The 25,139-nt window shown below is 36.0% G+C and carries 21 protein-coding genes and 2 riboswitches; of the genes, 16 read left to right on the top strand and 5 right to left on the bottom strand.

Translation table 11 applies throughout. The features are described 5' to 3' along the window. Positions 1-8: 8 nt before the first annotated feature. From AC0ONG_RS20095 to glcK, 12 genes are all read left to right on the top strand, one after another. Positions 9-1,286 (top strand): MFS transporter, encoded by a 1,278-nt coding sequence (locus tag AC0ONG_RS20095; protein WP_000871388.1) that lies wholly within the window; start codon positions 9-11, stop codon positions 1,284-1,286. A 109-nt stretch (positions 1,287-1,395) separates the two neighbouring features. Then, complete coding sequence (locus tag AC0ONG_RS20090) at positions 1,396-3,522, top strand: peptidoglycan D,D-transpeptidase FtsI family protein (protein WP_000038980.1); 2,127 nt, start codon at positions 1,396-1,398, stop codon at positions 3,520-3,522. A gap of 331 nt (positions 3,523-3,853) precedes the next feature. Continuing rightward, positions 3,854-4,771, top strand: a complete 918-nt coding sequence (locus tag AC0ONG_RS20085) for a PstS family phosphate ABC transporter substrate-binding protein (RefSeq protein WP_000871818.1) — start codon at positions 3,854-3,856, stop codon at positions 4,769-4,771. 27 nt (positions 4,772-4,798) lie between these two features. Then, entirely contained in the window at positions 4,799-5,749 is a 951-nt protein-coding gene (gene pstC / locus AC0ONG_RS20080) for a phosphate ABC transporter permease subunit PstC (protein WP_000940890.1), read from the top strand. A 1-nt stretch (position 5,750) separates the two neighbouring features. Then, positions 5,751-6,617, top strand: a complete 867-nt coding sequence (gene pstA / locus AC0ONG_RS20075; RefSeq protein ID WP_001242568.1) for a phosphate ABC transporter permease PstA — start codon at positions 5,751-5,753, stop codon at positions 6,615-6,617. Positions 6,618-6,645: 28 nt separating this feature from the next. Beyond that, the gene (gene pstB / locus AC0ONG_RS20070) at positions 6,646-7,461 is read left to right on the top strand and encodes a phosphate ABC transporter ATP-binding protein (protein WP_000226681.1); all 816 of its coding nucleotides are present in this window, start codon (positions 6,646-6,648) and stop codon (positions 7,459-7,461) included. Positions 7,462-7,747: 286 nt separating this feature from the next. Further along, positions 7,748-8,404: a phosphate signaling complex protein PhoU gene (phoU, locus tag AC0ONG_RS20065; RefSeq protein WP_000251245.1), complete on the top strand. Its 657-nt coding sequence runs from the start codon at positions 7,748-7,750 to the stop codon at positions 8,402-8,404. A 340-nt stretch (positions 8,405-8,744) separates the two neighbouring features. Further along, positions 8,745-11,099, top strand: coding sequence for a sugar phosphate nucleotidyltransferase (locus tag AC0ONG_RS20060; RefSeq protein WP_000679326.1), 2,355 nt, complete (start codon positions 8,745-8,747; stop codon positions 11,097-11,099). 69 nt (positions 11,100-11,168) lie between these two features. Next, positions 11,169-11,318 carry a 50S ribosomal protein L33 gene (gene rpmG, locus AC0ONG_RS20055; RefSeq protein WP_001265616.1) on the top strand — a complete coding sequence of 50 codons (150 nt, stop codon included), beginning with the start codon at positions 11,169-11,171 and terminating at the stop codon, positions 11,316-11,318. Positions 11,319-11,422: 104 nt separating this feature from the next. After that, positions 11,423-12,001 carry a 5-formyltetrahydrofolate cyclo-ligase gene (locus tag AC0ONG_RS20050; RefSeq protein ID WP_000656859.1) on the top strand — a complete coding sequence of 193 codons (579 nt, stop codon included), beginning with the start codon at positions 11,423-11,425 and terminating at the stop codon, positions 11,999-12,001. 103 nt (positions 12,002-12,104) lie between these two features. Continuing rightward, positions 12,105-12,305 (top strand): YqgQ family protein, encoded by a 201-nt coding sequence (locus AC0ONG_RS20045; RefSeq protein WP_000253699.1) that lies wholly within the window; start codon positions 12,105-12,107, stop codon positions 12,303-12,305. 19 nt (positions 12,306-12,324) lie between these two features. Continuing rightward, positions 12,325-13,308, top strand: a complete 984-nt coding sequence (glcK, locus tag AC0ONG_RS20040; protein WP_000391701.1) for a glucokinase — start codon at positions 12,325-12,327, stop codon at positions 13,306-13,308. Positions 13,309-13,388: 80 nt separating this feature from the next. Here the strand turns inward: glcK and AC0ONG_RS20035 are convergent, their stop codons facing one another. Continuing rightward, positions 13,389-13,562: a DUF2759 domain-containing protein gene (locus tag AC0ONG_RS20035; protein WP_000524852.1), complete on the bottom strand. Its 174-nt coding sequence runs from the start codon at positions 13,560-13,562 to the stop codon at positions 13,389-13,391. Between the two features lie 169 nt (positions 13,563-13,731). Between AC0ONG_RS20035 and AC0ONG_RS20030 the strand changes: the two genes are divergently transcribed. Together AC0ONG_RS20030 and AC0ONG_RS20025 are read left to right on the top strand one after the other, a co-directional pair. Further along, positions 13,732-14,361, top strand: a complete 630-nt coding sequence (locus tag AC0ONG_RS20030) for an MBL fold metallo-hydrolase (protein ID WP_000871229.1) — start codon at positions 13,732-13,734, stop codon at positions 14,359-14,361. A 9-nt stretch (positions 14,362-14,370) separates the two neighbouring features. Beyond that, positions 14,371-15,483, top strand: coding sequence for a class I SAM-dependent methyltransferase (locus AC0ONG_RS20025; RefSeq protein WP_000525132.1), 1,113 nt, complete (start codon positions 14,371-14,373; stop codon positions 15,481-15,483). A gap of 144 nt (positions 15,484-15,627) precedes the next feature. Here AC0ONG_RS20025 and AC0ONG_RS20020 read toward each other — a convergent pair whose 3' ends face one another. The 4 genes from AC0ONG_RS20020 to metI form a co-directional block, all read right to left on the bottom strand. Further along, positions 15,628-15,918: an ArsR/SmtB family transcription factor gene (locus AC0ONG_RS20020; RefSeq protein ID WP_000894377.1), complete on the bottom strand. Its 291-nt coding sequence runs from the start codon at positions 15,916-15,918 to the stop codon at positions 15,628-15,630. 433 nt (positions 15,919-16,351) lie between these two features. Continuing rightward, a complete protein-coding gene (locus tag AC0ONG_RS20015; RefSeq protein ID WP_000379186.1) occupies positions 16,352-16,864 on the bottom strand; it encodes a cysteine hydrolase family protein in 513 nt (170 codons plus the stop codon). A gap of 166 nt (positions 16,865-17,030) precedes the next feature. Beyond that, positions 17,031-18,194, bottom strand: coding sequence for a cystathionine beta-lyase (gene metC / locus AC0ONG_RS20010; RefSeq protein WP_000122293.1), 1,164 nt, complete (start codon positions 18,192-18,194; stop codon positions 17,031-17,033). Then, entirely contained in the window at positions 18,191-19,303 is a 1,113-nt protein-coding gene (gene metI, locus AC0ONG_RS20005; protein ID WP_000103895.1) for a cystathionine gamma-synthase/O-acetylhomoserine thiolyase, read from the bottom strand. The genes metC and metI overlap by 4 nt, the downstream gene beginning before the upstream one ends. Before the next feature lie 94 nt (positions 19,304-19,397). After that, positions 19,398-19,508, bottom strand: a riboswitch (SAM riboswitch). A gap of 203 nt (positions 19,509-19,711) precedes the next feature. Continuing rightward, a riboswitch (SAM riboswitch) is annotated at positions 19,712-19,821 on the top strand. A 70-nt stretch (positions 19,822-19,891) separates the two neighbouring features. Between metI and AC0ONG_RS20000 the strand changes: the two genes are divergently transcribed. Further along, positions 19,892-21,724 carry a bifunctional homocysteine S-methyltransferase/methylenetetrahydrofolate reductase gene (locus AC0ONG_RS20000; RefSeq protein ID WP_000770367.1) on the top strand — a complete coding sequence of 611 codons (1,833 nt, stop codon included), beginning with the start codon at positions 19,892-19,894 and terminating at the stop codon, positions 21,722-21,724. Next, entirely contained in the window at positions 21,724-25,122 is a 3,399-nt protein-coding gene (gene metH / locus AC0ONG_RS19995) for a methionine synthase (RefSeq protein ID WP_000649726.1), read from the top strand. Before AC0ONG_RS20000 ends, metH begins: the two co-directional genes overlap by 1 nt. Positions 25,123-25,139 lie beyond the last annotated feature (17 nt).

Below are 25,139 nucleotides of genomic sequence, written 5' to 3'. Positions count from 1 at the left end.
AGTTGTGTATGAAGTGGAAACATATAATTGGTGACGTTGAAGTGAATCGGGATTTAGTGTTATTGCTCCTTATAGGAGGTTTATACACGCTCGCAATTTCTTTATCGAATACGTTTGTAAATATTTATTTATGGAAGCAAACACAAAATTATGTGAATCTTGGCTTGTATAATTTGGCCAGCGTTGTATTACAGCCTCTCACATTTCTTGTAGGGGGGAAATTAGCGAAACGTATCGATCGCTCGATTTTATTACGAATAGGAGTAGGAACGCTCGCAATTTTTTTTATCGTTGTTTTAGTGGCTGGAAAAAGTGCTTCTCAGTATATTTTATTAATGGGGGCTCTTTTAGGAGTAGGATACGGTTTTTACTGGTTGGCTTTTAACTTATTGACATTTGAAATTACAGAACCAGAAACAAGAGATTTCTTTAATGGATTTCTTGGACTTCTTACATCTTTCTCTGGGATGATTGGACCAATAGCAGCAGGATACACAATTTCACGCATGGAGAAATGGAGTGGTTATACTGTTATATTCTTTCTTTCATTAGTTTTATTTGCAATTGCTGTCGTCTTAAGTTTCTTTTTATCTAAAAGAGAATGTGAAGGGCGTTATGAAATTGTGCAAGTATTGAAAGAACGAAGAGTTGATAAAAATTGGGGAAAGATTACACGAGCTCATTTTTTCCAAGGATTGAGAGAAGGAACGTTTATTTTTGTCATTTCAGTATATGTGTATTTAGCAACTAATAGTGAGTTCGCATTAGGGAAATATAGTTTAGTGAACTCTGCTGTATCCTTTGTATGTTATTACTTGGTCGCTCGCATGTTAAAGAAAGAGTGGCGAAAAAAAGCAATTTTACTTGGGGGCATTATTTTATATGCTGTCGTCTTTTTAGTTATTTTCAATGTTACATACACGAAATTACTTATTTATGCGGCATGTATTGCGGTTGCATATCCTATTTTACTTGTTCCATACGGGTCAATGACATATGACGTAATTGGTAGAGCTAAAAATGCGAGAGAATGGCGTGTGGAATATGTCGTTGTCCGGGAGTTATGGTTAAATGCCGGAAGAATCTGTTCCATTTTAAGTTTTTTATGTGCTGTACTATTCTTTCCACCTGAAAAAAGTTTACCTTACTTATTATGTATTTTAGGTGCTGGACATTTTCTTATTTATTTTGCAGTTAAAAATGTCAAATATGATGGGGAAAATGCAGATAAAACAAGTGTTGTAACGCAAGGAACTACGCAGAATCAAACTGAACCAGAAGGTTAACTTCTCGTTTGTTTTATGCTAGAATAGAAAAAGATGTAAAACAGCAGTGAGGACACCTGTATGAAGGTGTCCCTTTCACATTACATAGCTGTTGGTAGAGGGGGTTTGTATGAGCAAGAAGCAGAAGCAAAATAAGAAAAAGACCCACGTTCCTTTTCGGTTAAACGTGCTGTTTTTCTGCGTGTTTTTAATGTTCTCCGCGGTTATTGTAAGGCTCGGATATGTACAAATTGTTCGCGGTGAAGAATATAAGAATGAAGTGGAGAAGAAAGAAAACTCAACGATAAGTAATCCTGTACCGCGTGGGAAAATATTTGACCGTTATGGGCGACCCGTAGTAGATAATGCAGCCATTCGTACTATTACATTTACAAAAATGAAAGGATCAACGGCAGAGGATCGCTTAGAAACAGCGAAAAAGCTAGCAGATTTGATTGAAGTACCGACAGATAAATTAACAGATCGCGATAAAAAAGATTATTGGCTTGCTATGCATAAAGAGGAAGCTAAAGAAAAAATTACGAATAAAGATCGTCAAGAGTTTAAAGATAAAAAAATTGATGATAAAGAATTAGACGAGCGTCAGCGAAGTCGTGTAACAGAAGAAGAGATTAATCAATTATCCGCAAAAGATCTAGAAATATTAGCGATTAAAAGTAAGATGGACGGCGGATATGCAATGACACCTCAAGTTATTAAAAAGGATGCTACAGAAAAGGAATATTCGATTATTAGTGAAAACCTAGCAGCATTACCAGGTGTAGATACGAATGTTGATTGGGATCGAAAATATACGTACGATGATTTATTCCGAAGTGTACTTGGTGGGGTGTCGACATCTGATGAAGGCTTACCGAGAGAAAGACTAGATTACTATCTTGTTCGTGATTATAATCGAAATGACCGAGTAGGAAAAAGTTATCTTGAACAACAGTATGAAGATAGCCTGCACGGTACGAAAGCAGAAGTTAGAAATGTTACAGATAAAAACGGTAATATTTTAGAAACGATTAATGTATCAAAAGGACAAAGTGGTAATGACTTGAACTTAACAATTGATATGGAATTACAAAAGCGTGTGGAAGATATTCTTGCGAAGAATTTAATGAGATTTAAAGGAAGCGAACCTCTTTTAGATCGCGCATTCGTTGTAATGATGAATCCAAAAAATGGTGAAGTTTTATCTATGGCGGGGAAACAATTAGTTAACGAAGATGGTCAAACGAAAGTAAATGACTTTGCATTAGGTACCATGACAAGTTCTTATCCGATGGGGTCAACTGTAAAAGGTGCAACAGTACTTACTGGATATCAAACTGGTGCGATTCAACCAGGGTCGGTGCAATTGGATGAACCAATTAAATTAAAAGGTACACCTACGAAATCATCTTGGAAAACGATGGGATACATTAATGACCTTACAGCTTTAAAAATGTCTTCTAACGTTTATATGTTTAAAACAGCGATGAATATCGCCGGTGTTCAATATGTGAGAGGTGGTACGTTAGATATACCTCAAAAAGCATTTGATACGATGCGTTATTATTTCGGACAGTTTGGACTGGGTGTAAAAACAGGAATTGATTTACCCAATGAATCTGCTGGTCAGATGGGTAGAAGTAGTCAACCAGGTTTCTTACTAGATTTATCAATTGGACAGTATGATACGTATACACCGCTTCAATTAGCGCAATATATTTCGACGATTGCCAATGGCGGATATCGTATGCAACCACAAGTTGTAAAAGAAATTCGTCAACCAGCAGTGAAACCAGATGAAGTTGGGAAAGTTGTTCAATCTATGGAACCGAAAGTATTAAATCGTGTTGATATGCCAGAATCGCAAATTAAACGTGTTCAAGAAGGATTTAGACAAGTGTATAATGATTCAGGTGGTACAGCTACAAAATACTTTACAGGTGCAAAATATAAAGCGGCAGGGAAGACAGGTACCGCGCAAACTGTGTATGGCGGAGATAAAGAGATTGGTAGAAAGGCAAACGGTGAACGTGTGGAAACATATAACCTAACATTAGTAGGTTATGCGCCACTTGAAGATCCAGAAGTAGCATTCTCTGTTGTCGTTCCGTGGGTACATGATGATAAGACTGGTATTAATGGATATATTGGTCGTGAAATTATGGACGCTTACTTTGATTTGAAAAACAAAGAAGTAAATGGTGAAACTCCAAAAGATGACAAAGACAATAAAAATAAAGATCAAGATGATGAATAAAAAAATTGTAAAAAAGCACACTATCTGAAAAGATAGTGTGCTTTTTTTTATGGTTTATGCATATCGTGTAATAAATGTGGACAAGTATACAACACTGAAAAACACGCGGCCGTATAAATGATACTTGTATATGATGAGATAGGGGATAACTGTTTTATAGGGAAATCATCAGAGAAAATGAATAGCTACTACTGATTAAAATTGTATCGTATGTTGATCTTTGTGGAACTTTACAAAACTTTTACAAACAATTAAAACCGAATTAATAGTTTAGCAGTATTCTTATATCTGTAATCCTGTTATTTCCGGTTACTTCTAGGAGGAAGAACACGTGAAATGGATGCGTACACCGATTAAAATTTTCGTACTATCAATATGGTTCCTCTGTTTTGAAATGTCTACTGCATTTGCTTTAAATGATACGGGAGAAGTGAGAGTTGATGGATCCTCAACGGTTTTTCCTATTATAGAAGCAGTAGCGGAGGAATATACAAAGGTGCATCCAGACGTGAAAATTTCCATCAGTATTTCTGGAACTGGGGGAGGATTTAATCGTTTCGGTAAAGGAGAAGTAGATATAAATAATGCTTCGAGAGTAATGAAACAAGTCGAGAAAAATGAAATGAAGAAAAATTCTATTCAATTCACACCTTTTGAGGTGGCTAAAGATGGTCTTACAATTGTTGTGAATTGGCACAATACATGGGTAGACGATATGTCAGTAGACGAGTTACGTCTACTGTGGAGTGAAGATGGAAGTGAGAAGCGATGGTCACAAATTCATTCAACATGGCCACGTGAACAAGTGAACTTTTATGCACCAGGCGTAGACTCTGGTACGTATGATTATTTTCAAAATGTCATCTTACAAAATCATCGCATTGTAAAAAAAGTCTCTTTGTCTGAAGACGATCAAGTTATTATGCAAGGGGTAATGAATGATAAACATGCCATTGCTTTTGTAGGATATGCTTATTATATGGCTAATCGAGATAAGGTGAAAGCAATAAAAGTAAATGGTGTATTTCCGACGAAAGAGACCATTCAATCAGGTAAATATAAGCCGTTATCTAGGCCGCTACTTACTTATGTGAATAATGCATCTATCCGAAATAAAATGAATGTAGCAAACTATGTTGAGTTTATGATTCAGCATGTTGGTAACCTCGCTGAAGAGGTCGGTTATGTAAAATTGCGAAAAGAAAAATACAATGAACAGCTGCGTATGTTAACAGAAATAAAAAGGTAATGTCAGGGTGGAAAGGGGTTTTCATCTTTGGCTCATAATGACAAAAATCAAATTACATTTTCTGTACAACATTTGATTGAAAGAAATAAAAAGCAAAGAAAAAAAACGCAGCGAATCAATCGAATAGTACCTTTATTACTAAAAATAATTGCTAGCGTTTCTATTGTGACGACACTTGGAATTGTTTTTACGCTCTCTAATGAAACAATCATGTTTTTTCAAAAAATATCACTATACTCCTTTTTGACGGAGAAAGAATGGTTACCATTTTTTGAAGATCCTAAATTTGGTATAGTACCACTTATATGTGGAACGTTCCTTGTAACAGCGCTTGCTATGTTTGTGGCAATTCCTATCGGTTTAGCGTGTGCTGTATTTTTAAGCGAATATGCTTCAAATAGTGCACGGAAAATATTAAAGCCGATGTTAGAGCTATTAGCAGGTATCCCGACAATTGTATACGGTTTTTTTGCATTAACAATTGTTACACCGCTTTTACAAAGGATTATACCAGATTTACAGTTTTTTAATGCGATTAGTCCAGGAATCGTTATCGGATTTATGATGATGCCTACAGTTGCATCTCTATCTGAAGACGCGATGAGATCTGTGGCGAAAGGGACGAAAGAAGCTTCATTAGCACTCGGAGCGACGCGGTTTGAAATGGTAAAACAAGTGGTGTTTCCGTCCGCTTTTACAGGGATTATGGCAGCAATTATATTAGCGGCTTCTCGTGCAATTGGTGAAACGATGATCGTTGTAATTGCAGCAGGATCCACACCAAATGTATCGCTTGATCCGACACATTCTATTCAAACGTTAACAGCCTATATTGTGCAAGTAAGTTTAGGTGATGCTCCGCATGGAACGGTTACGTATTACAGCATGTATGCTGTAGGTGCAACTTTATTTATGTTTACTTTTATTATGAACATCATTTCGCAGTCTATTATGCGCCGTTTTAGGAGGATGACATAATATGCGAATGTTGAATCATAATAAAATACAAAAAAACATGGCATCACGCTTTTTAAAAGATCGAATTTACAAATTGTTATTTTATATAGCAATTTTATTTTCAATCGTAATTTTGTCTGTGTTACTGTTTCAAATTGTTGAAAAAGGCATAAGTTATCTTTCAATAGATTTCTTTACAAATTTCGCTTCACGTAATCCGAAAGAAGCTGGTATTGCTGCAGCTTTGTCAGGGACAATATTATTTATGAGTATTGTTATACCTGTTTCTTTTATATTTGGAGTTGGAACAGCTCTTTATTTAGAGCAATATGCGAAGGAATCTCTATTTAAAAAAATAGTAGAGATTAATAATCAAACGTTAGCAGGAGTACCATCCGTTGTATTTGGATTGCTTGGTTTAACTATTTTTGTATATGCTCTTCATTTAGGAGAGAGTATAGTTGCAGCAGCACTGACGATGAGTTTACTCGTCTTACCAACAGTTGTTGTGGCGAGTCAAGAAGCAATCCGGTCAGTACCAAGTGTATTATTAGAGGGTTCTTACGGATTAGGTGCTACGAAGTGGCAAACAATGTATCAAATTGTATTGCCATATGCTTTTCCGGGGATTATAACGGGCTGTACGTTAGCGATATCAAGAGCAATTGGAGAAGCAGCACCACTATTAGTGATCGGGGCACTTGCGTTTGCGAATTATGTTCCATTTAGTATGTTTGATAGATTTACAGTTTTACCAATCCAAATTTTTAATTGGATGAGTAGGCCACAAGAAGAATTTCAGTATGTAGCAGCAGCTGGGATGATTGTTTTGTTAGGTTTGTTGCTATTTATCAATATATTTGTTTTATGGTTACGAAATCGAAAATAAGTTGGAAGTGGATGAAAGGGGAATTCAAATGGTAGCAACAGTAGTAAATGTACAGGTGAAAAACGAAGAGAAAATCGAGACTGCGCCAAAGAAAGTAGTATTTGATACGAAAAACTTAAATTTATGGTACGGGGAAGACCATGCTTTAAAAGATATTAATTTAAGTATTCATGAGAATGAAGTTACAGCCATTATCGGTCCAAGTGGCTGTGGTAAATCAACGTACTTAAAAACGTTAAATCGCATGGTAGAGTTAGTACCGATCGTTCGAACTACAGGTGTAATTGAATATAGAGAACGCAATATATTTGATAAATCATATCCAGTTGAAGAATTAAGAACACATGTAGGAATGGTGTTCCAAAAGCCAAATCCATTTCCAAAATCTATTTATGAGAATGTAGCATACGGTCCAAAAATCCATGGTATTCGTGACAAAAAGACATTAGATGAAATTGTTGAAAAAAGTTTACGTGGAGCAGCGATTTGGGATGAATTAAAAGATCGTTTGCACGATAATGCATACGGTTTATCTGGTGGACAGCAACAGCGTCTATGCATCGCACGCTGCTTAGCTATTGAGCCAGACGTTATTTTAATGGATGAGCCAACATCGGCATTAGATCCAATTTCAACATTAAAAGTAGAAGAATTAATTCAAGAGTTAAAGAAAGACTTTAGTATTGTTATCGTAACGCATAATATGCAACAAGCAGCGCGTATTTCAGACAAAACTGCTTTCTTCTTAAGCGGGGAAGTTGTGGAGTATACAGATACAAACAAATTATTTACGACTCCTTCAGATAAGCGTACAGAAGATTATATTACAGGTCGCTTTGGCTGATATCGTCGCAAAGCTAAGAGAAAATGCCCTCTTAACAGAGGGCATTTCTTATTTTTATCTCACTTTAATAGGGAAGTAATACTTCCTTTATTTTAAGTTTTATTACAAGTGTAAGAGGCTATGTAGGAGATTTATCCCGCTATTTGCGGGCAGTAAGACCGGATTTCAAAATTCAACAAAAGCAAAGAAGTTAGATGGCGGGCCGCCTGTAAAAGCCCGATTGATGAGGGTTGATTAAAGTTTCACTTTATATATAATGGCACATAATATTGAGGGGGAAGAAAAAATGGTAAGAGAACAGTTTCAAGGTGATTTAAAAGTGTTACAGCAAAAGGTAATCGAGCTTGGAGAATTAGCAAATGCGGCTTTATTGATTGCTATGGAAGGTCTGCATACAAGGGATGTAGAGAAAGCGTTAGAGGTCATTGATGGTGATTACCGCATGGATAATTTAGAAGAGGAAATAAACGATCTTGCACTTATGCTTATTACGAAGCAGCAACCTGTAGCAAGTGACTTAAGAAGGATCTTTATTTCAATTAAAACAGCGACAGATTTAGAGCGTATTGCAGATCATGCTGTTAATATTGCAAAGGCTACAATTCGTCTTGGGGAAAAAGAAGTGGCTGTTAGTTTGCACAACCTGGATGAAATGTTTGCGATTGCAAATGAGATGTTGCATTTAGCGTTAGAAGCATATGAACAAGAAAATTTAACTTTTGCGAAACAAATCGCTGAAATGGATGATTCTGTTGATGAAATATATGGAAAATCAATTCGTGAGTTTATATCTTCAGTTCCGGAACAACCCGAAGCAATTACGCAAATTACACAATTATCATTTGTGGCGAGATATATTGAGCGTGTAGCAGATCATATTACAAATATTGCTGAAAATGTCTTTTATTTAGTAAAAGGAAAGCATTATTTATTGAATGAGTAGGAATTAAAGCAGGTGATGAGAAATCACCTGCTTTTTTTAGTCAAAACATGACAAAAAAAGCTCGTTGTTTCCTTTAGTTTATGATGATAAGATGTATCATAATGTAATGGGAAAATTAGTATATATGTTGTTCGTTAATAAGTATTATTTATCAATTAATAGTAAGCGCTTTCTTTGAGTTTGAACCGTACGTTTTTATAGGTGGGACATTTAATTATAGGGTCTTTTAAATGAGGATTCGTTTAACTAATCAAGTTTATGCTGCTAGTTCATGTGGGATAGAGAATATACATATGGTATATGGAGCTACTGAACATTATATAAGTGGAGGCTGAAGTATATGAAGGGGGTTATTTTAGCTGGAGGAAAAGGAAGACGCCTTAGACCATTAACATGTAATACTCCAAAGCCGATGTTACCGTTATTAGAAAAACCAGTTTTAGAATACAATATTGAGTTATTACGCCAGCATGGTATTCGTGAAATTGCAATTACTGTTCAATATATGAGTACGACCATTAAGCAATATTTTGGTGATGGTAGTAAATGGGGAGTTAACTTGTATTATTTTGAAGACTCTCCTCCGCTTGGTACAGCAGGGAGTATTAAACAAGCAGAACAATTTTTAGATGAAACATTTGTTGTGATAAGTGGGGATGCATTAACTGACTTTCAATTATCAGAAGGAATTAGGTTTCATGAACAAAAGAAAAGAATAGTAACAATGTTTGTGAAAGAAGTAGAAAATCCACTCTCATTTGGATTGGTTGTAATGAATAAAGACCAGGAGGTTACACGATATATAGAAAAGCCGGGCTGGAATGAGGTAGTCTCTAATGTTGTGAATACAGGCATATATATTATGGAGCCAGAAATCTTTTCTTACATACCGCCTAGGCAATTTTTTGATTTTAGTCATGATGTGTTTCCGTTATTGGCAAATAAAAATGTGTTATTCGCATATTTGTCAGAAGGTTATTGGTTAGATATCGGCACATTTAATCAATATCGACAAGCACAATTTGATTTGTTAACGAAAAAGTTACAAGTACCTATTCCTTATACGGAAGTATTACCGATGGTATGGATGGGAGAAGGGGTGACGATTGGCAAAGGGACGAAAATTCATGGCCCCTCTTTTATTGGAGAAGGAGCAAAGATTGGTACAGGAGCTGTAATTGAGCCATATTCTATTATTGGGAAAAATAGTATCGTTTCAAATTATTCTCATCTTCAAAAAAGTATTGTTTTTGCAAATGCCCACATTGGGAAGTATTGTGAACTATTAGAAACGACAATAGGAGAGCGTACAATAGTTGAAGATGACGTTACACTGTTTCAAAAAAGCGTTGTAGCGGATCACTGTCATATTGGGAGAAGCACGGTAATTAAGCAAAAAGGAAAACTATGGCCTTATAAGGCCATTGATAGTCATTCGATAGTAGGAGCAGCTGGTATTCAAGAGAGTGAAATGAGTGCAGGTTGGTTACAAAAAAGCCGCATTGTAGGAAGAGGGAATGTTGAAATTACTCCCCAGTTTATCGTGAAGATTGCGATGGCGTATGGATCTCTTTTTACAAAAGGAGAGAGTATATTAATTGGAAGTCAAGAAAATATAGAAACAACCTCTTATAAAAATTTATTTTTACATGCTATTCATGGTATAGGGATTCATACGATGGAATGTAAAGAAATGAACGAGTCACTTTTTCAATATAGTGTTCATCATTTGAAATGTGCAGGTGGTGTTTTCATTCAAGTGGAGAATGAGAATGAGATTGTTATAAAGTTATACAGTCAAGCTGGCATGCCGTTAACGTATAAGCAGCAAAAAGAGATAGAACAAGTATATATGTCCGAATTGTTTTATTACGTACATGAGAAAGAAATGGGGCGTAATGAGCTGGTTCATGTTTCTATGAATGAGTATATAGAAGTTATATTGGAGCATATTGATATCGAGAAAATACAGATGCAGAAGTTTCATCTTCTTATTAATAAGAGAAATGATACGTTGCAACATTTACTTATGCTCTTTCTGCAAAGACTTGGTTGTACAGTTACATGGATTTATGCAAGCGAACAAAAAGATCATGTGAAAGCTTTGATGAAATCAAGTAAAGCGAATATGGCTCTTATGTTTTCTGAGCAAGGAAATCATTTCGAGTTATACGATAAACATAGTAATATTTACCAGGGTACAGATTTGGAAGAGGTAGATATTCCGGATTTCTTACTCGAATCGACAGGAAATATTTACCCGATGTCTTTGAAGTTAGGAGAATGTTATCTTCTATTTTATACGCAGGATGAAAGAAAGTCGTTTCAAGTAAGGTGGAAGCGAGATATTTTATATCGAATTGGAAAATTATTCGAGCTAATAGCATTGCAAGGAAAAACGTTTCTCAGCATAGTAGAGCAATCACCGCCGCTCTATTTACTTTATGATGAAGTGGCATGTTCATGGAATGAAAAAGGGGAAATTATGAGGAAATTATTGGATGATATAGAAAGGAAGGGAGAAGGTATATTTGAAGGAGTACAGTTCAAATATACTGAAAAAGAGTGGTCTTATATCGTTTCTGACACAAAACAACCAAAATTTTTAGTGTATTCACATGCTAGAAACCCAGTAATAGCAAGGGAAAACATGAAAAATCTTATAGAAAAAATTAGACAATATCAAAAGGTGTAGAATTTTTATTTTAAAAGTGGTATTATAGTATAGTCTGATTTAAGTTATTAGTACTGGAGGGAAATAAGAATGCGTGTGAATATTACTCTAGCATGTACAGAATGCGGAGATCGTAACTATATCTCAAAGAAAAATAAACGTAACAACGCTGAGCGTATCGAGCTTAAAAAGTATTGCAAGCGTGACAAGAAGTCTACGTTACACCGTGAAACAAAGTAAGCAGTAGGAATATTTTCCTACTGTTTCTTTTTTTATTCGATTCCTATGTTAAAAGTGATACACTATCATCATAGAGAAAAGTGTCACTGTAGGGGGGGAAATGTGTGAAAGAAGAGAAAGTGCGTTTGCGTAAACAAATAATAGAACACATGAATTCTTTATCAGAAGAACAGTATACAACTTTATCAGAACAGATTGCATTTTTGCTGTATGCGCAAAAAGAGTGGGTTGAAGCTAAAACAATTGGAATTACTCTTTCAATGGAAAATGAAGTGAATACATATCCTATTATTGAAAAAGCTTGGGAAGAAGGAAAGAAAGTTGTAGTTCCTAAGTGTAATAAAGGAACAAGAACGATGTCCTTCCGGCAAATTAATAATTTTGATCAATTAGAAACGGTGTATATGAATTTACGTGAACCGATTCCTGGGCTTACGGAAGAAGTGAATGTGGATGGAATTGATCTTCAAATTGTGCCGGGCGTAGCTTATACAGAACGAGGAGAGCGAATTGGGTACGGCGGTGGCTATTATGATCGTTATCTCGTGCATTATAAAGGGAAAACGCTATCATTAGCGTATGGTTTTCAAATGGTAAAACACATTCCGGTAGAGCCATTTGATAAAAATATAGAAAAAATTATTACAGAAAAAGGAACAATGCTTATAAATGAGCTTGTCTAGACAAATAAAAATTGACGAGACTTTTTCTTCTTGATTATAATAAAATATGTGAACGTTTTCTTATTATAATTTTTTATAGTAAGCAAGCATAGAGGGTGATGAAATGGTATCTATTTATGATATTCAGCAATTGCTAAAGAAATTTGGTACGATTATTTATACGGGAGATCGAATTGCAGATTTACAATTAATGCAAGATGAATTGCGTGAATTAAATCAATCACAGCTAATCGATCCACAAGACTATCAAACAGCTTTATTTTTATTGAAGCAAGAAATTCAAAAAGAGCTAAATAAGAATTAGATAAAGGTAGGTAAGCAACATGGAAGAGAAATGGTTAGTTGGTGTTGACCTTGGTGGTACAACGATTAAATTAGCATTTATTAATGTATACGGTGAAATTTTACATAAGTGGGAAATCCCTACGAATACAGGTGAGCAAGGAAAACATATTACACTTGATGTTGCGAAAGCAATTGATAAAAAGCTAGAAGAATTAGGCGAATTGAAGAGCAAGTTAATTGGTATTGGTATGGGAGCTCCTGGCCCTGTACATGTGGCATCTGGAATGATTTATGAAGCGGTTAATTTAGGGTGGAAAAACTATCCGCTAAAAGATTTATTAGAAGTAGAAACAGGATTACCTGTTGTTATTGATAATGATGCAAACTTAGCAGCGCTTGGTGAAATGTGGAAAGGTGCTGGTGAAGGTGCAAAAGATTTAATCTGCATGACACTTGGTACGGGCGTTGGTGGTGGTGTAATCGCCAATGGTGAGATTGTACACGGCGTGAGTGGTGCTGCTGGTGAGATTGGACATATTACAGTAGTTACAGAAAATGCTTTCCCATGTAATTGCGGGAAGTCTGGTTGCTTAGAAACAGTAGCATCTGCAACAGGTATTGTACGTGTTGCTATGCAAAAAATACAAGAGACTAATAAAGAAAGCATGTTGCGTTCTATGTTAGCTGAAGAAGGACGTATTACATCAAAAGATGTCTTTGAAGCACTTGGACAAGGTGATGAATTAGCAGGCGAAGTAGTAGAAAAAGTAGCTTCTTATTTAGGATTAGCTGTAGCAAACCTTTCTAGTACGTTGAACCCAGAGAAAATTGTTATTGGTGGAGGCGTGTCTAAAGCTGGAGATGCGCTATTAGAACCAATTCAACGCTATTTCGAGCAATACGCTTTCTCACGTGCTGTAAAGAGCACGAAGTTAGCTATTGCAACACTTGGTAATGATGCAGGTGTTATCGGAGGAGCTTGGCTTGTAAAAAAGCACAAATACGAAGCGAAGATGATATAAGATGTGAAATATGAAAAGAGGAAGGGGGAACCCTTCCTCTTTTTGTGTGAAATCTCGATGAAGAATAAAGTGTAAACGAATTAAGCTGCTGGTGGATACCCGTTATATAGAACAGTCATGATCGTAAACCATCCGAAAACGAGTACAGTTGCAATTGCAAAGCCGCTCGCGAAAAAGTTTTTTTCACGAAGTGTTCTAAGCGTAGCAAATACAGCTAACAGAGTGACAAGTGTAAAAATAATAACAAGGCCCATACAATATCCTCCTCTGTCTACCCATTTCTTATTATGAGTTTTTGGAATATTTACTCTTTTATATTGTACATGTTTTAAAAATGATTGTCGAGATAGCATCCTTTCTTTTCCTCAGAGAAAGAAATGTTGTATCATTAAAAGTAAGTTTAATAACTGGAGGAGATTTCATATGAAATGGATACAAATGCCGTTAGGCCCATTGCAAACCAATGCTTATATTTTAATGAACGATCAAAAAGAGTGCATTATCTTTGACCCTGGTCATGAAGGTGAAAAGCTCGTTACATATTTACAAGAAGAACAATTAAAACCATTGGCGGTTTTATTAACACATGCTCACTTTGATCATATCGGTGCTGTTGATGCGGTAAGAGACGCTTTTTATATTCCTGTATACGTACATAAAGAAGAAGCAGATTGGTTAGGAGATGCAACTGTAAACGGCTCTCAAATTTTTATGATGAACCGCAGTATTACAGCAAAACCAGCGGATCATATTATTGATGCAGAAGGTACATTAACAATTGAATCATTTAATTTTGAAATTTTTGAGACGCCGGGACATTCTCCAGGAAGTATTTCTTATTATAGTAAAGAGGCGAATGCTGTATTCTCAGGAGATGTATTGTTCCAAATGAGCATTGGAAGAACAGATTTGCCTGGTGGAAGTTTTGCTGAATTAATTGGAAGTATTGAAGAGAAATTATTTGTATTACCAGATGAAACAGCGGTGTTATGTGGACATGGTCCAGAAACAAGCATTGGCTTTGAAAAAGAAAATAATCCATTTTTACAATAAGGAGTCATTATGGGAATGGAGCTCATTTTAAGAGAATGGATGGGGAAAGAAAAGGATTATTCAATTTCATATAGTACGTATATGAACCTTGTATTGTATACAGAAGGTCATGGATATTATATGAAAGAACGTGAAAAGATTGGAAGAAAAGGGGATTTTTTTACAAGTAGCAATGTATCCTCTGTTTTTGCAAAAACTTTTGCTAAACTTTTTATTCGTCTTGTTGAAAATGGTGAAGTTGCTTCGAATATTTGTGAGGTTGGTGGGGGAACTGGAAAGTTTGCCTATGATGTTTTACAAGAATGGAAGCAATTATCTCCAAAAACCTTTATTGATTTAAACTATTCAATGATTGAAGTGAGCCCTTTTCATAGGAAATTACAGCAGGAGCAACTTGGCTCATTTTCTAATGTATCGTACTATACCTCCTATAGTGAAATGGGAGATTCTTTCGAGGGAATTCTTTTTTCGAATGAGTTGTTTGATGCATTTCCTGTTGAAATAATTGAGAAAAGAAATGGTATGTTGTATGAAGTACGTATTACATATACAGAGGAAGGAAACCTTTCAGAAGTATGTAGGCCGTTAGATAAAAGAATTGGTCGATATTTATTGAAATATAATATTCATATTGCTGAAGGGCAACGTTTTGAAGTACCAATTGTGATGGAGGAGTATATAAAAGAAATTGCGAAATGGTTTCAAAAAGGTATATGTATTACAGTTGATTACGGATACACAAAAGAAGAATGGATGCATCCAGCACACCGTGAAGGAAGTTTGCGAGGGTATTATCAGCATAAGCTAATACGAAACCCACTAGCGTATCCAGGTGAAATGGATCTTACTACTCATATTCATTGGGACGAGCTAATTGAGATGTTTAGTCTGCAGGGAATGAGTGCAGTATGGCATAAGAAACAATCTGAGTTCTTGTTAGCTGCAGGAATATTAGAACAGCTTACGAGCCATCAAGATACGAATCCTTTTTCTGAAACGCAAAAAAAAAATCGAGCAGTTCGTTCTATGATTTTGAATGGAGGAGTAGGGAGTGCGTTTGATGTTGTTATACATACAAAAGATATGCAACATTTGCATTTGGAGCGGTATGTAACAATATAAAAAAAACAAGACACAGTATATACTGTGTCTTGTTTTTTAATACGACTTATGTAGTATTATATATTTCCTCTCATGATATATATTTATATTAAAGATATGAGATGAAAAATATAGAATACGTTCTTTTTCTTCGATTATTAGTCCCTAACCTAATAATACGCGAACGAGTTGAATTATTGTTTCGTTCTCTACTTTGTAATAAATTTCCAATCCTTTTCTTTCACTAGAAACGATTTTAGCGCTTTTTAATTTTGCTAAATGCTGTGAAATTGTAGATTGTGGCATGTTTAAGCCAGTATACATTGTAGAAACGTTGCTTGGACCGCGCTCAATTAATCCTTTTACGATACATAAACGAACAGGATGAGCTAGTACTTTTAATAATTCTGCATTACTTTCATATAGTTCTAATTCTTTTTGAAAGGTTTCTAACATGTTCTTTTCCACCTCCGTGTGAGCTATTATACCATACTATACATACCAAAAATTTAAAGAAAAGAAAATAGTTGTTGCAGAAAAAAAGTCCTAAAGTAAAGAAATTGTAAGAAAAGAGACCCTGATGTAAATAAAATAGGTAAATTAGCACGTTTTTGTAAAATAAAATTTTTGGGTGAAAATTTCGATGCGTTTTAAAAATTGAAAGATATAGATATATTTGTAACACAATTTTATCATGATTTTCTTATTCTTTCAAATGAATATACAAAATTTTTAAAATAATAAGACAAAGGAATTGTAATGATATATATAGAATATAAAACAGTTTAAAAGAAAAGAAGCTGAATGTAATTCGCTTCTTTATGATGATAACGAAATATTTGATTACAGCTGATAAATCTTAGGATAATCAAGTCATTAGTCATTTATTCTAAAATTCATCTTTTAGCAACGTTAAAAACCTGTGATTCCATATGTTCTCGTAAAAATCAATCGTCTCTTTTGCGGACATAAAAGGATTCTTCAACGTAGAGGTTGTTTTCTGTGCCATAAAGTTTTCGTATCCCAGTCCGTGGGCAAACTTAATCGTAGCATCCATACAGTACTCTGTTTGGGCACCACAAAATTCAATGCGCTTTACAGATAATTGATCTAAAATTTCTTTTAAGTTTGTTTTATAAAATGAATTTGCATGTGTTTTTCTTACAAAAAAATCTTGTTCTTGAACATCTAGATCGGTATGAATAGCCCAATTTTCTTTCTCGGGTACTAAATCATCATCACAATGTTGAACAAAAAGGATTGGTTTATTTAATTTTCTGTATGAAGAAATTCTTTGATTTACTTTTGTTAGTAAGTTCTGTAAATCAAATAGATGCTCTCCGCTATAACATACTCCATTTTGTAAATCGATAACGATTAAAATATCTGTACAAGTATCCATTATTTTTGCTCCTTTTTATTTCTTAATATATCAATTAATCCATTACTTGGAAATAGATAAAAATTTTATTTTTTAATGAACTATATAGATAGAAAAGCACTAAAACGAGTATGGTAGACAGCATAAAAAAAGATATGAAAACTTAATTTCATATCTTCTATTCATTCTATGCATTTACAGGTTCTTCTACATAAGAAAGGGCATTTTCAAAATCGGATATTAAATCGTCAACATTTTCAAGGCCAACTGATAACCGAAGTAATGAATTAGAGATCCCTCTTTCATCACGAGCTTCTTGCGACAGTGCTGCATGTGACATTTTTGCTGGGTAAGAAAGAATTGACTCTACCGCTCCTAAACTAACTGCAAAAACGGGTAATTTTACTTTTGACAAAAATTGGCGGAGTGCATCTTCTGACTGCAAAGTAAACGATAAGACCGCTCCAGCTGATGTTGCTTGAGATTGTTGAATATCAAATCCGAGATGCGTTTGTAATCCAGGATAATAGACATTTTGTACTTTAGCGTGCTCTTGTAAATAATGTGCAATTTTATTGGCATTTTTAGCTGAATGCTCGAGGCGTACATGCAATGTTTTTAGGCCACGAAGTACGAGAGAACAATCTTGAGGCCCTAAAATAGCACCGAATGCATTTTGTAAAAATCCAAGCTTTTGAGCGAGTTCTGCATCTTTTACTACTGCTAATCCGGCAGTAACATCACTATGACCAGCAATAAATTTTGTAGCACTATGAAGAACGACATCAGCTCCAAGTTCAAGTGGTTTCTGGAATAGTGGTGTCAAAAAAGTATTATCAACAAAAGTAAGAGCGCCAATAGATTTTGCAAGTTTAGAAACTTCGCGGATATCTGTCACTTTTAAAAGTGGGTTAGAAGGTGTTTCTACATAAAAGAGCTTTGTATTTGGTTTAATGTTTTGTTTTATTTCTTCTAAATTGGTCATATCAATAAATGTATGTGAAACACCGTAACGGGAGAGTACCTCAGTTATCACTCTGTAAGTGCCTCCGTATACATCTTCTGAAATGAGTACGTGATCACCTTGTGAAAGAAGGAGGAATGCAGTGGAAATCGCTGCAATGCCTGATGCAAAGGCGAATCCCTTTGTTCCACCTTCTAATAAAGCAATGATATCTTCAAGAGCTTCACGAGTTGGATTTCCTGACCTGCTATAGTCATATTTTCCGAACGTATCTACATCAAACTGGTGAAAAGTTGATGTGTTATAAATGGGAACGTTCACAGCGCCCGTTTGTGAGTCATGTTTATATTGGTTGTGTAGTAAGAGTGTATCTATAGAATAGCTCATATTTTTACACCTTCTTTTACGAGTTTAATGGCTTGCTTTAAGTCTTGAATTAAATCGTTACTATTTTCAATGCCAACGGAGAATCGAAGAAGACGATTGCATACACCGTTTGCTGTTCTAATATCTTCAGGAATATCAGCATGTGTTTGCGTTGCTGGATAAGTCATTAAACTTTCTACACCACCAAGACTTTCTGCAAATGTAATTAAGGATAAAGATTGTAAGAATGGATTAATCCAAGCTTCATCTTTAAGGCGGAATGAAATCATGCCGCCTCTTCCTGGATAAAATACATCTGTCACCCCGTTTTCATCATTTAAATATGCAACAACTGCTTTCGCATTTTCTTCATGTTGTCTCATGCGAAGCGCTAACGTTTTCATACCGCGAATTAATAACCATGAGTCAAATGGGCTTAAAACCGCGCCTGATGCATTATGATAATGAGCGATTTCCTCGCAAAGTTCCATTCCTTTTGCAACGACAAGTCCGCTTAGTACATCGTTATGTCCCCCTAAATATTTCGTTGCGCTATGGAGTACAATGTCAGCACCCTCTGTTAATGGTTGCTGTATATAAGGTGTGTAGAATGTGTTGTCTACAATAAGAAGTAGTCCGTGCCTTTTCGCTACAGTTGCGACAGCAGCAATATCAGTAACTTGCATTAATGGATTAGTTGGAGTTTCTATGAAAATAGCCTTCGTTTCAGTTGTGATAGCTTGCTCAATTTGTTTAATAGATTGTGTATTTACGTATCTACATCGAACATTCCACTTTTTTTCGTGCTCAGAAAATAATCGATACGTTCCTCCGTATAAATCTTCAGATACAATAAGTTCGTCTCCAGAGCGGAATAGAGAAAGGACGAGGAGAACAGCCGCCATCCCTGAACTACAGGCATAACCTTGTTCGCCATATTCTAAGTCTGCGATTGCCTGTTCTAAAAGACCGCGAGTTGGATTGCCAGTTCGTGAATAGTCAAAGCCAGTAGATTTACCAATTCCTTCGTGACGATAAGCGGTTGAGAAATAAACCGGTGGATTAACCGTTCCTGTTGTAGTTTCACTGCGATTTCCGATTTGTGCTAGTTTTGTTTCGATTGTTGACATGTGAAAATTCCTCCTTTTTAAATTGAAACATTAAGTGAATATAAAATAAAAAAAGCCTTCTAAGAAGAAGGCTTTCGGTTTGAATAGAGTCTTCTTCTCATCTGTCAAATCTTTCACAATTTGCTGGAATTAGCACCTTATTAACAAACTGTTAATGGTTGCTGAGGCGTCATAGGGCCAGTCCCTCTACCTCTCTAGATAAGAATGTTCGTATGAAATTTTTATTATGTTTTTAACTTTACAACAAAAGATAATTGAATTGCAAGTTTATTTTAAATAATTTTTATTTTTCCGCAAGTATCATTGACTTTTACTTTTGTGCATGCTAAATTTATTAAAAAATTAACAAACATTGTTAAAAGGGGAACGCATTTCCTTTTAGCTACATAAATAAAATAATAAAGACAACTCTTATTGAGAGCGGTGGAGGGAAAGGCCCTGTGAAACCCGGCAACCTTCAAACGAAATGTTTGAAACGGTGCTAATACCTGCAAAACGAATGTTTTGCATAATAAGAGGAGGAACGATTATGTCCCCCTCTTCAAAGTGAAGAGGGGGTTTTTATATTGATAGAAATGAGGGAGATTCGTGAAATTACTAGATTTATTATCAAAAGGAATTGTAATAGGTGATGGTGCGGTTGGGACGTTATTGCATTCACATGGTTTGCAAAGTAGCTTTGAAGAATTGAATGTATCTGATCCAGACTTAATTATATCGATTCATAAACAATATGTAGCTGCTGGAGCAGATGTAATTCAAACGAATACGTATGGGGCAAATGAGACGAAATTACGTATGTATGGTTTAGAAAATCAAGTTACAGAAATTAATAGAGCGGCAGTAAAACTGGCGAAAGCATCTGTTACAGACAGAAATGCAATTTTAGGAACAATTGGTGGTATGAAACACATCGGAGCCGTTACAACGACTGATATGGAAAGGGAGTTTATGCTACTTGAACAGGCAGGGGCTTTACTAGAAGAGCAGGTTGATGGATTACTATTAGAAACTTTTTACGATGAATTTGAATTACTTCATGCCGTTAAAGTATTGCGTAAGCAAACGAATATTCCAATTGTTGCTCAATTAGCGTTACATGAAGCAGGTACGACTCAAAATGGAAATGATGTCAATGAAATATTAAAGCAACTTATAGATTGCGGTGCAAATGTTGTTGGATTGAATTGTCAACTAGGGCCGCTTCATATGACGGAAGCTTTCAAAATGATATCGATTCCGCAAAATGGCTATTTATCAGCATACCCAAATGCAGGTCTCCCGAATTATGTGGAGGGACGTTATGTATATGAGGGAAGCCCAGCTTATTTTGAAGCGATGACACCGAGATTTATTGAGCAAGGTATTCGATTATTGGGTGGTTGTTGTGGTACGACTCCAGAACATATTCAAAGTATGAAGCGCGCTGTTGCGAATATTACCCCTGTAATAGAAAAAGACACGATTCAAAGGCCGAAAGTCGTTCATACGCATGAGAAACGTTCGAAGGCTCACGTCACTCTAGCAGAGAAAGCGAAAAAACAAACGACAGTTGTAGTGGAATTAGATCCACCGAAAACGTTAGATACACAGCGTTTTTTTGAAGGAGCAAGAGCGTTAAAAAGAGCGGGAGCAGATGCTATTACTCTAGCAGATAATTCATTAGCATCGCCTCGCATCTCGAATATGGCAATGGGTGCGTTATTAACCAAGCATGATATCCCAGTATTGACACATTTAACGTGTAGAGATCATAACGTCATTGGACTACAATCTCATTTGTTAGGTTTATCGGCGTTAGGGATGGAAGAAGTGTTAGCTTTAACTGGTGATCCAGCGCGCGTTGGTGATTTTCCCGGTGCAACTTCTGTATATGATTTATCCTCTATTGAGCTCATTAAAATGATTAAAGAAATGAACGATGGACGTTCAATTTTAGGGAAATCAATTGGACCGGCGACAAGGTTTTCTGTAGGCGGCGCATTTAATCCTCACGTGAGGCACTTAAAAGCAGCGGTTAAGCGAATGGAACGAAAAATAGATGCTGGAGCGGAGTATTTTTTAACTCAGCCAATTTACGATATCGCGCTAATTGAAGAAGTGTATGAAGCGACAAAGCATCTGGAACAACCTATTTTTATTGGAATTATGCCGTTAGTAAGTAAGCGGAATGCAGATTTTCTTCATTTTGAGGTGCCGGGTATTACTCTTCCTGAAGAAATAAGAGAGAGAATGGATGGACACGAAACGAAAGAGGCAGCAATTGAGGAAGGGATTCGCATTTCGCAAGAATTAATCGACATAGCGATGAAATATTTTAATGGTATTTATCTTATTACACCATTTTTAAAGTATGAAATTACAGAACATCTTGTTAAATATGTAAGAGAAAAGCAAGAAGTGAAAGAAGGTATTAATTGATGAAGTGTATAGAAGAAAAATTACAGAATAGCATTTTAATATTAGATGGGGCAATGGGGACAATGATTCAGCAAGAGGATTTAACTGCTGAAGATTTCGGAGGAGAAGAGTACGAGGGCTGTAATGAATATTTAGTAGAAACAAGACCAGACGTTATTTTAAAAATTCATAAAGCTTATATTGAAGCTGGAGCGGATATTATTGAAACAAATACATTTGGGGCAACGAATATTGTACTAAGTGATTATGAGCTGTCTCATTTAGATGAAGAACTAAATGAAAAGGCAGCACTTTTGGCGAAGCAAGCTGTTAAAGAAAGCGGGAAGGAAGTATATGTTGCGGGAGCAATGGGACCAACAACGAAAGCAATTAGTGTTACAGGTGGTGTGACTTTTGAAGAATTGATTGAGGCTTATACAAGGCAGGCACGAGGATTGTTAAAAGGAGAAGTTGATGTATTACTCGTTGAGACGAGTCAAGATATGCGTAACGTGAAAGCAGCTTATATTGGAATTCAAGCTGCTTTTGAAGAAATGAAAAAAACGGTTCCTATTATGATTTCAGGAACGATTGAGCCAATGGGAACGACTCTGGCTGGGCAAACAATTGAAGCTTTTTATTTATCAGTAGAACATATGAAACCATTATCTGTTGGATTAAACTGTGCGACTGGTCCGGAGTTTATGAGGGACCATATTCGTTCACTATCTGATTTATCGGAGTGTTACATTTCTTGTTATCCAAATGCAGGTCTTCCTGATGAAGATGGACATTACCATGAATCTCCATCTTCTCTTGCTGAAAAGGTGAAGCGATTTGCTGAAGAAGGATGGGTTAATATTATCGGTGGTTGTTGTGGCACGACACCAGAACATATAAAAGCAATGAAATCCGCGCTAGCATCTCTTAAGCCTCGTGACCATCATGAGAGAGAAGGACATGGAATTAGTGGATTGGAGGCACTGCAATACGATGAGTCTATGAGACCGTTATTTGTAGGTGAAAGAACGAATGTTATTGGATCACGTAAATTTAAACGATTAGTAGCAGAAGGGAAATTTGAAGAGGCTGCTGAAGTGGCAAGGGCGCAAGTGAAGAAAAATGCTCATATTATTGATATTTGTATGGCAGATCCTGATCGTGATGAAATAGAAGATATGGAGAAATTTTTGACAGAAGTTACGAAAGTGTTAAAAGTACCGATTATGATTGATTCAACGGATGAAAATGTTATGGCAAGAGCACTTACTTATATTCAAGGAAAAGCTGTTATCAACTCTATTAATTTAGAAGATGGAGAAGAGCGTTTTGAAAAGGTAACACCGCTTCTTCGTAAGTATGGTGCTGCAATTGTAGTTGGTACAATCGATGAAGATGGTATGGCAGTAAGTGCTGAAAGAAAATTAGAAATTGCAAAAAGAAGTTACGAATTATTAACGACGAAATATGGAATACGTCCGTCAGATATTATTTTTGATGCACTTGTGTTTCCAGTAGGGACAGGTGATGAAGAATATATTGGTTCAGCGGCAGCGACTATAGAAGGAATTCGTCTTATTAAAGAAGCGTTACCAGAGTGTTTAACGATTTTAGGTGTAAGTAACATATCATTTGGTTTACCACCAGCTGGACGTGAAGTATTGAATTCCGTCTTTTTATATCATGCTACGAAGGCTGGATTAGATTACGCGATTGTTAATACGGAAAAATTAGAACGCTATGCGTCGATTCCAGAGGAAGAAAAACACCTTGCAGATGCATTACTGTTTGAAACGACTAAAGAGACGTTAGAAGAATTTACAAACTTTTACCGAGTCGCTAAAAAGAAAGATGTCGTTGTGCAAGAAACGTTAACGCTTAATGAAAGACTAGCAAATTATATTGTAGAAGGTACGAAACAAGGATTACACGAGGATTTAAGTCTTGCACTTGAAGAAGGAAGAAAACCTCTTGATATTATTAACGGTCCGCTTATGACAGGGATGGACGAGGTAGGACGACTATTTAATAATAATGAACTTATTGTTGCTGAAGTATTGCAAAGTGCCGAAAGTATGAAAGCTGCTGTAAGTTATTTAGAGCCATATATGGAATCTAGTGATAGTGCGAAAAAAGGGAAAGTATTATTAGCAACTGTAAAAGGTGACGTGCATGATATTGGGAAAAATCTCGTTGAAATTATTTTAGCGAATAACGGATATGAGATTATTAATTTAGGAATTAATGTACGTTCAGATCGAATTGTTCAAGAAGTACAAGAAAAGAATCCGGACATTATAGGACTTTCAGGTTTATTAGTAAAATCAGCGCAACAAATGGTAACGACTGCTGAAGATTTAAAAGCAGCAAATATTGATGTTCCCATTGTTGTAGGTGGTGCAGCGTTAACGAGAAAGTTTACAGATAATCGGATTTCACCATCATATAAAGGGCTCGTTTGTTATGCGAGTGATGCGATGACGGGGCTCGATATTATTAATAAGCTTCAAAAAGAAGAAGAGCGTGAGAAGATGAAACAGGATAAGAAAGAACGGCATCTTCATATCGTAAAAAAAGAGGAGAAGAAAGTAGAAATTCCAGCAGTAATTGAGCCATTACCAAAGGCTGAGGTTATCGTGCCTGATTCAACAAAACGAATTGTATTACGCGATATTCCCGCCCTTCATCTCGCTCCATTTTTAAATAGACAAATGCTACTTGGGCATCACCTTGGATTAAAAGGAAATGTGAAGAAGCTTTTGAAAAAGGGAGATAAGAGAGCGCATGAATTAAATGATTTAATAGATGAATTATTGCAAGAAGGACAATCTTGGTTAAAGCCAAAAGCAGTGTATCAATTTTTCCCAGCGCAAAGCGATGGACAAAACATTGTAATATATGATCCAGAAGATCATACGCGTGTTATAGAGCGTTTCACGTTCCCTAGACAAGGAAAGGCCCCCTATCGTACTTTAGGCGATTATTTGCGCCCAATTGGAGATGAGATGGACTATGTTGCTTTCTTATCTGTTACGGTTGGGGAAGGAGTTCGGGACATTGCTGAAGAGTGGAAGGCGAAAGGTGATTACTTACGTAGTCATGCCATTCAATCGTTAGCGCTTGAATTAGCAGAAGGACTTGCTGAAAAAACACATATGCTCATTCGTGACCGCTGGGGCATTCCAGACTCACCTGAACTGACGATGGAAGAACGTTTCCGTACGAAATATAGAGGAATACGCGTGTCATTTGGTTATCCGGCGTGTCCAGAACTTGCAGATCAAGAAAAGCTATTTCGCTTAATTCATCCAGAGGAAATAGGTATTTCATTAACAGAAGGATTCATGATGGAGCCAGAAGCGTCCGTAACGGCTATGGTATTTTCTCACCCTGAGGCAAGATATTTTAGTGTATTATAGTCTAGAAGGGGGAGACG

The sequence above is a fragment of the Bacillus sp. TCT6 genome (genome assembly GCF_056033845.1).
This window is presented reverse-complemented; position numbering and strand designations above follow the sequence as displayed.

Excerpts from the sequence above, each read along its gene's own strand:
- AC0ONG_RS20035 (WP_000524852.1), bottom strand. The coding sequence starts at position 13,562 with ATGGGCCTTGTTATTATTTTTACACTTGTCACTCTGTTAGCTGTATTT.
- AC0ONG_RS20045 (WP_000253699.1), top strand. The coding sequence starts at position 12,105 with ATGGTATCTATTTATGATATTCAGCAATTGCTAAAGAAATTTGGTACG.
- metI (WP_000103895.1), bottom strand. The coding sequence starts at position 19,303 with ATGTCAACAATCGAAACAAAACTAGCACAAATCGGAAATCGCAGTGAA.
- metC (WP_000122293.1), bottom strand. The coding sequence starts at position 18,194 with ATGAGCTATTCTATAGATACACTCTTACTACACAACCAATATAAACAT.
- AC0ONG_RS20095 (WP_000871388.1), top strand. The coding sequence starts at position 9 with ATGAAGTGGAAACATATAATTGGTGACGTTGAAGTGAATCGGGATTTA.
- pstA (WP_001242568.1), top strand. The coding sequence starts at position 5,751 with ATGCGAATGTTGAATCATAATAAAATACAAAAAAACATGGCATCACGC.
- AC0ONG_RS20015 (WP_000379186.1), bottom strand. The coding sequence starts at position 16,864 with ATGGATACTTGTACAGATATTTTAATCGTTATCGATTTACAAAATGGA.
- phoU (WP_000251245.1), top strand. The coding sequence starts at position 7,748 with ATGGTAAGAGAACAGTTTCAAGGTGATTTAAAAGTGTTACAGCAAAAG.
- pstB (WP_000226681.1), top strand. The coding sequence starts at position 6,646 with ATGGTAGCAACAGTAGTAAATGTACAGGTGAAAAACGAAGAGAAAATC.
- AC0ONG_RS20025 (WP_000525132.1), top strand. The coding sequence starts at position 14,371 with ATGGGAATGGAGCTCATTTTAAGAGAATGGATGGGGAAAGAAAAGGAT.
- AC0ONG_RS20020 (WP_000894377.1), bottom strand. The coding sequence starts at position 15,918 with ATGTTAGAAACCTTTCAAAAAGAATTAGAACTATATGAAAGTAATGCA.
- glcK (WP_000391701.1), top strand. The coding sequence starts at position 12,325 with ATGGAAGAGAAATGGTTAGTTGGTGTTGACCTTGGTGGTACAACGATT.
- AC0ONG_RS20090 (WP_000038980.1), top strand. The coding sequence starts at position 1,396 with ATGAGCAAGAAGCAGAAGCAAAATAAGAAAAAGACCCACGTTCCTTTT.
- AC0ONG_RS20060 (WP_000679326.1), top strand. The coding sequence starts at position 8,745 with ATGAAGGGGGTTATTTTAGCTGGAGGAAAAGGAAGACGCCTTAGACCA.
- metH (WP_000649726.1), top strand. The coding sequence starts at position 21,724 with ATGAAGTGTATAGAAGAAAAATTACAGAATAGCATTTTAATATTAGAT.
- rpmG (WP_001265616.1), top strand. The coding sequence starts at position 11,169 with ATGCGTGTGAATATTACTCTAGCATGTACAGAATGCGGAGATCGTAAC.
- AC0ONG_RS20030 (WP_000871229.1), top strand. The coding sequence starts at position 13,732 with ATGAAATGGATACAAATGCCGTTAGGCCCATTGCAAACCAATGCTTAT.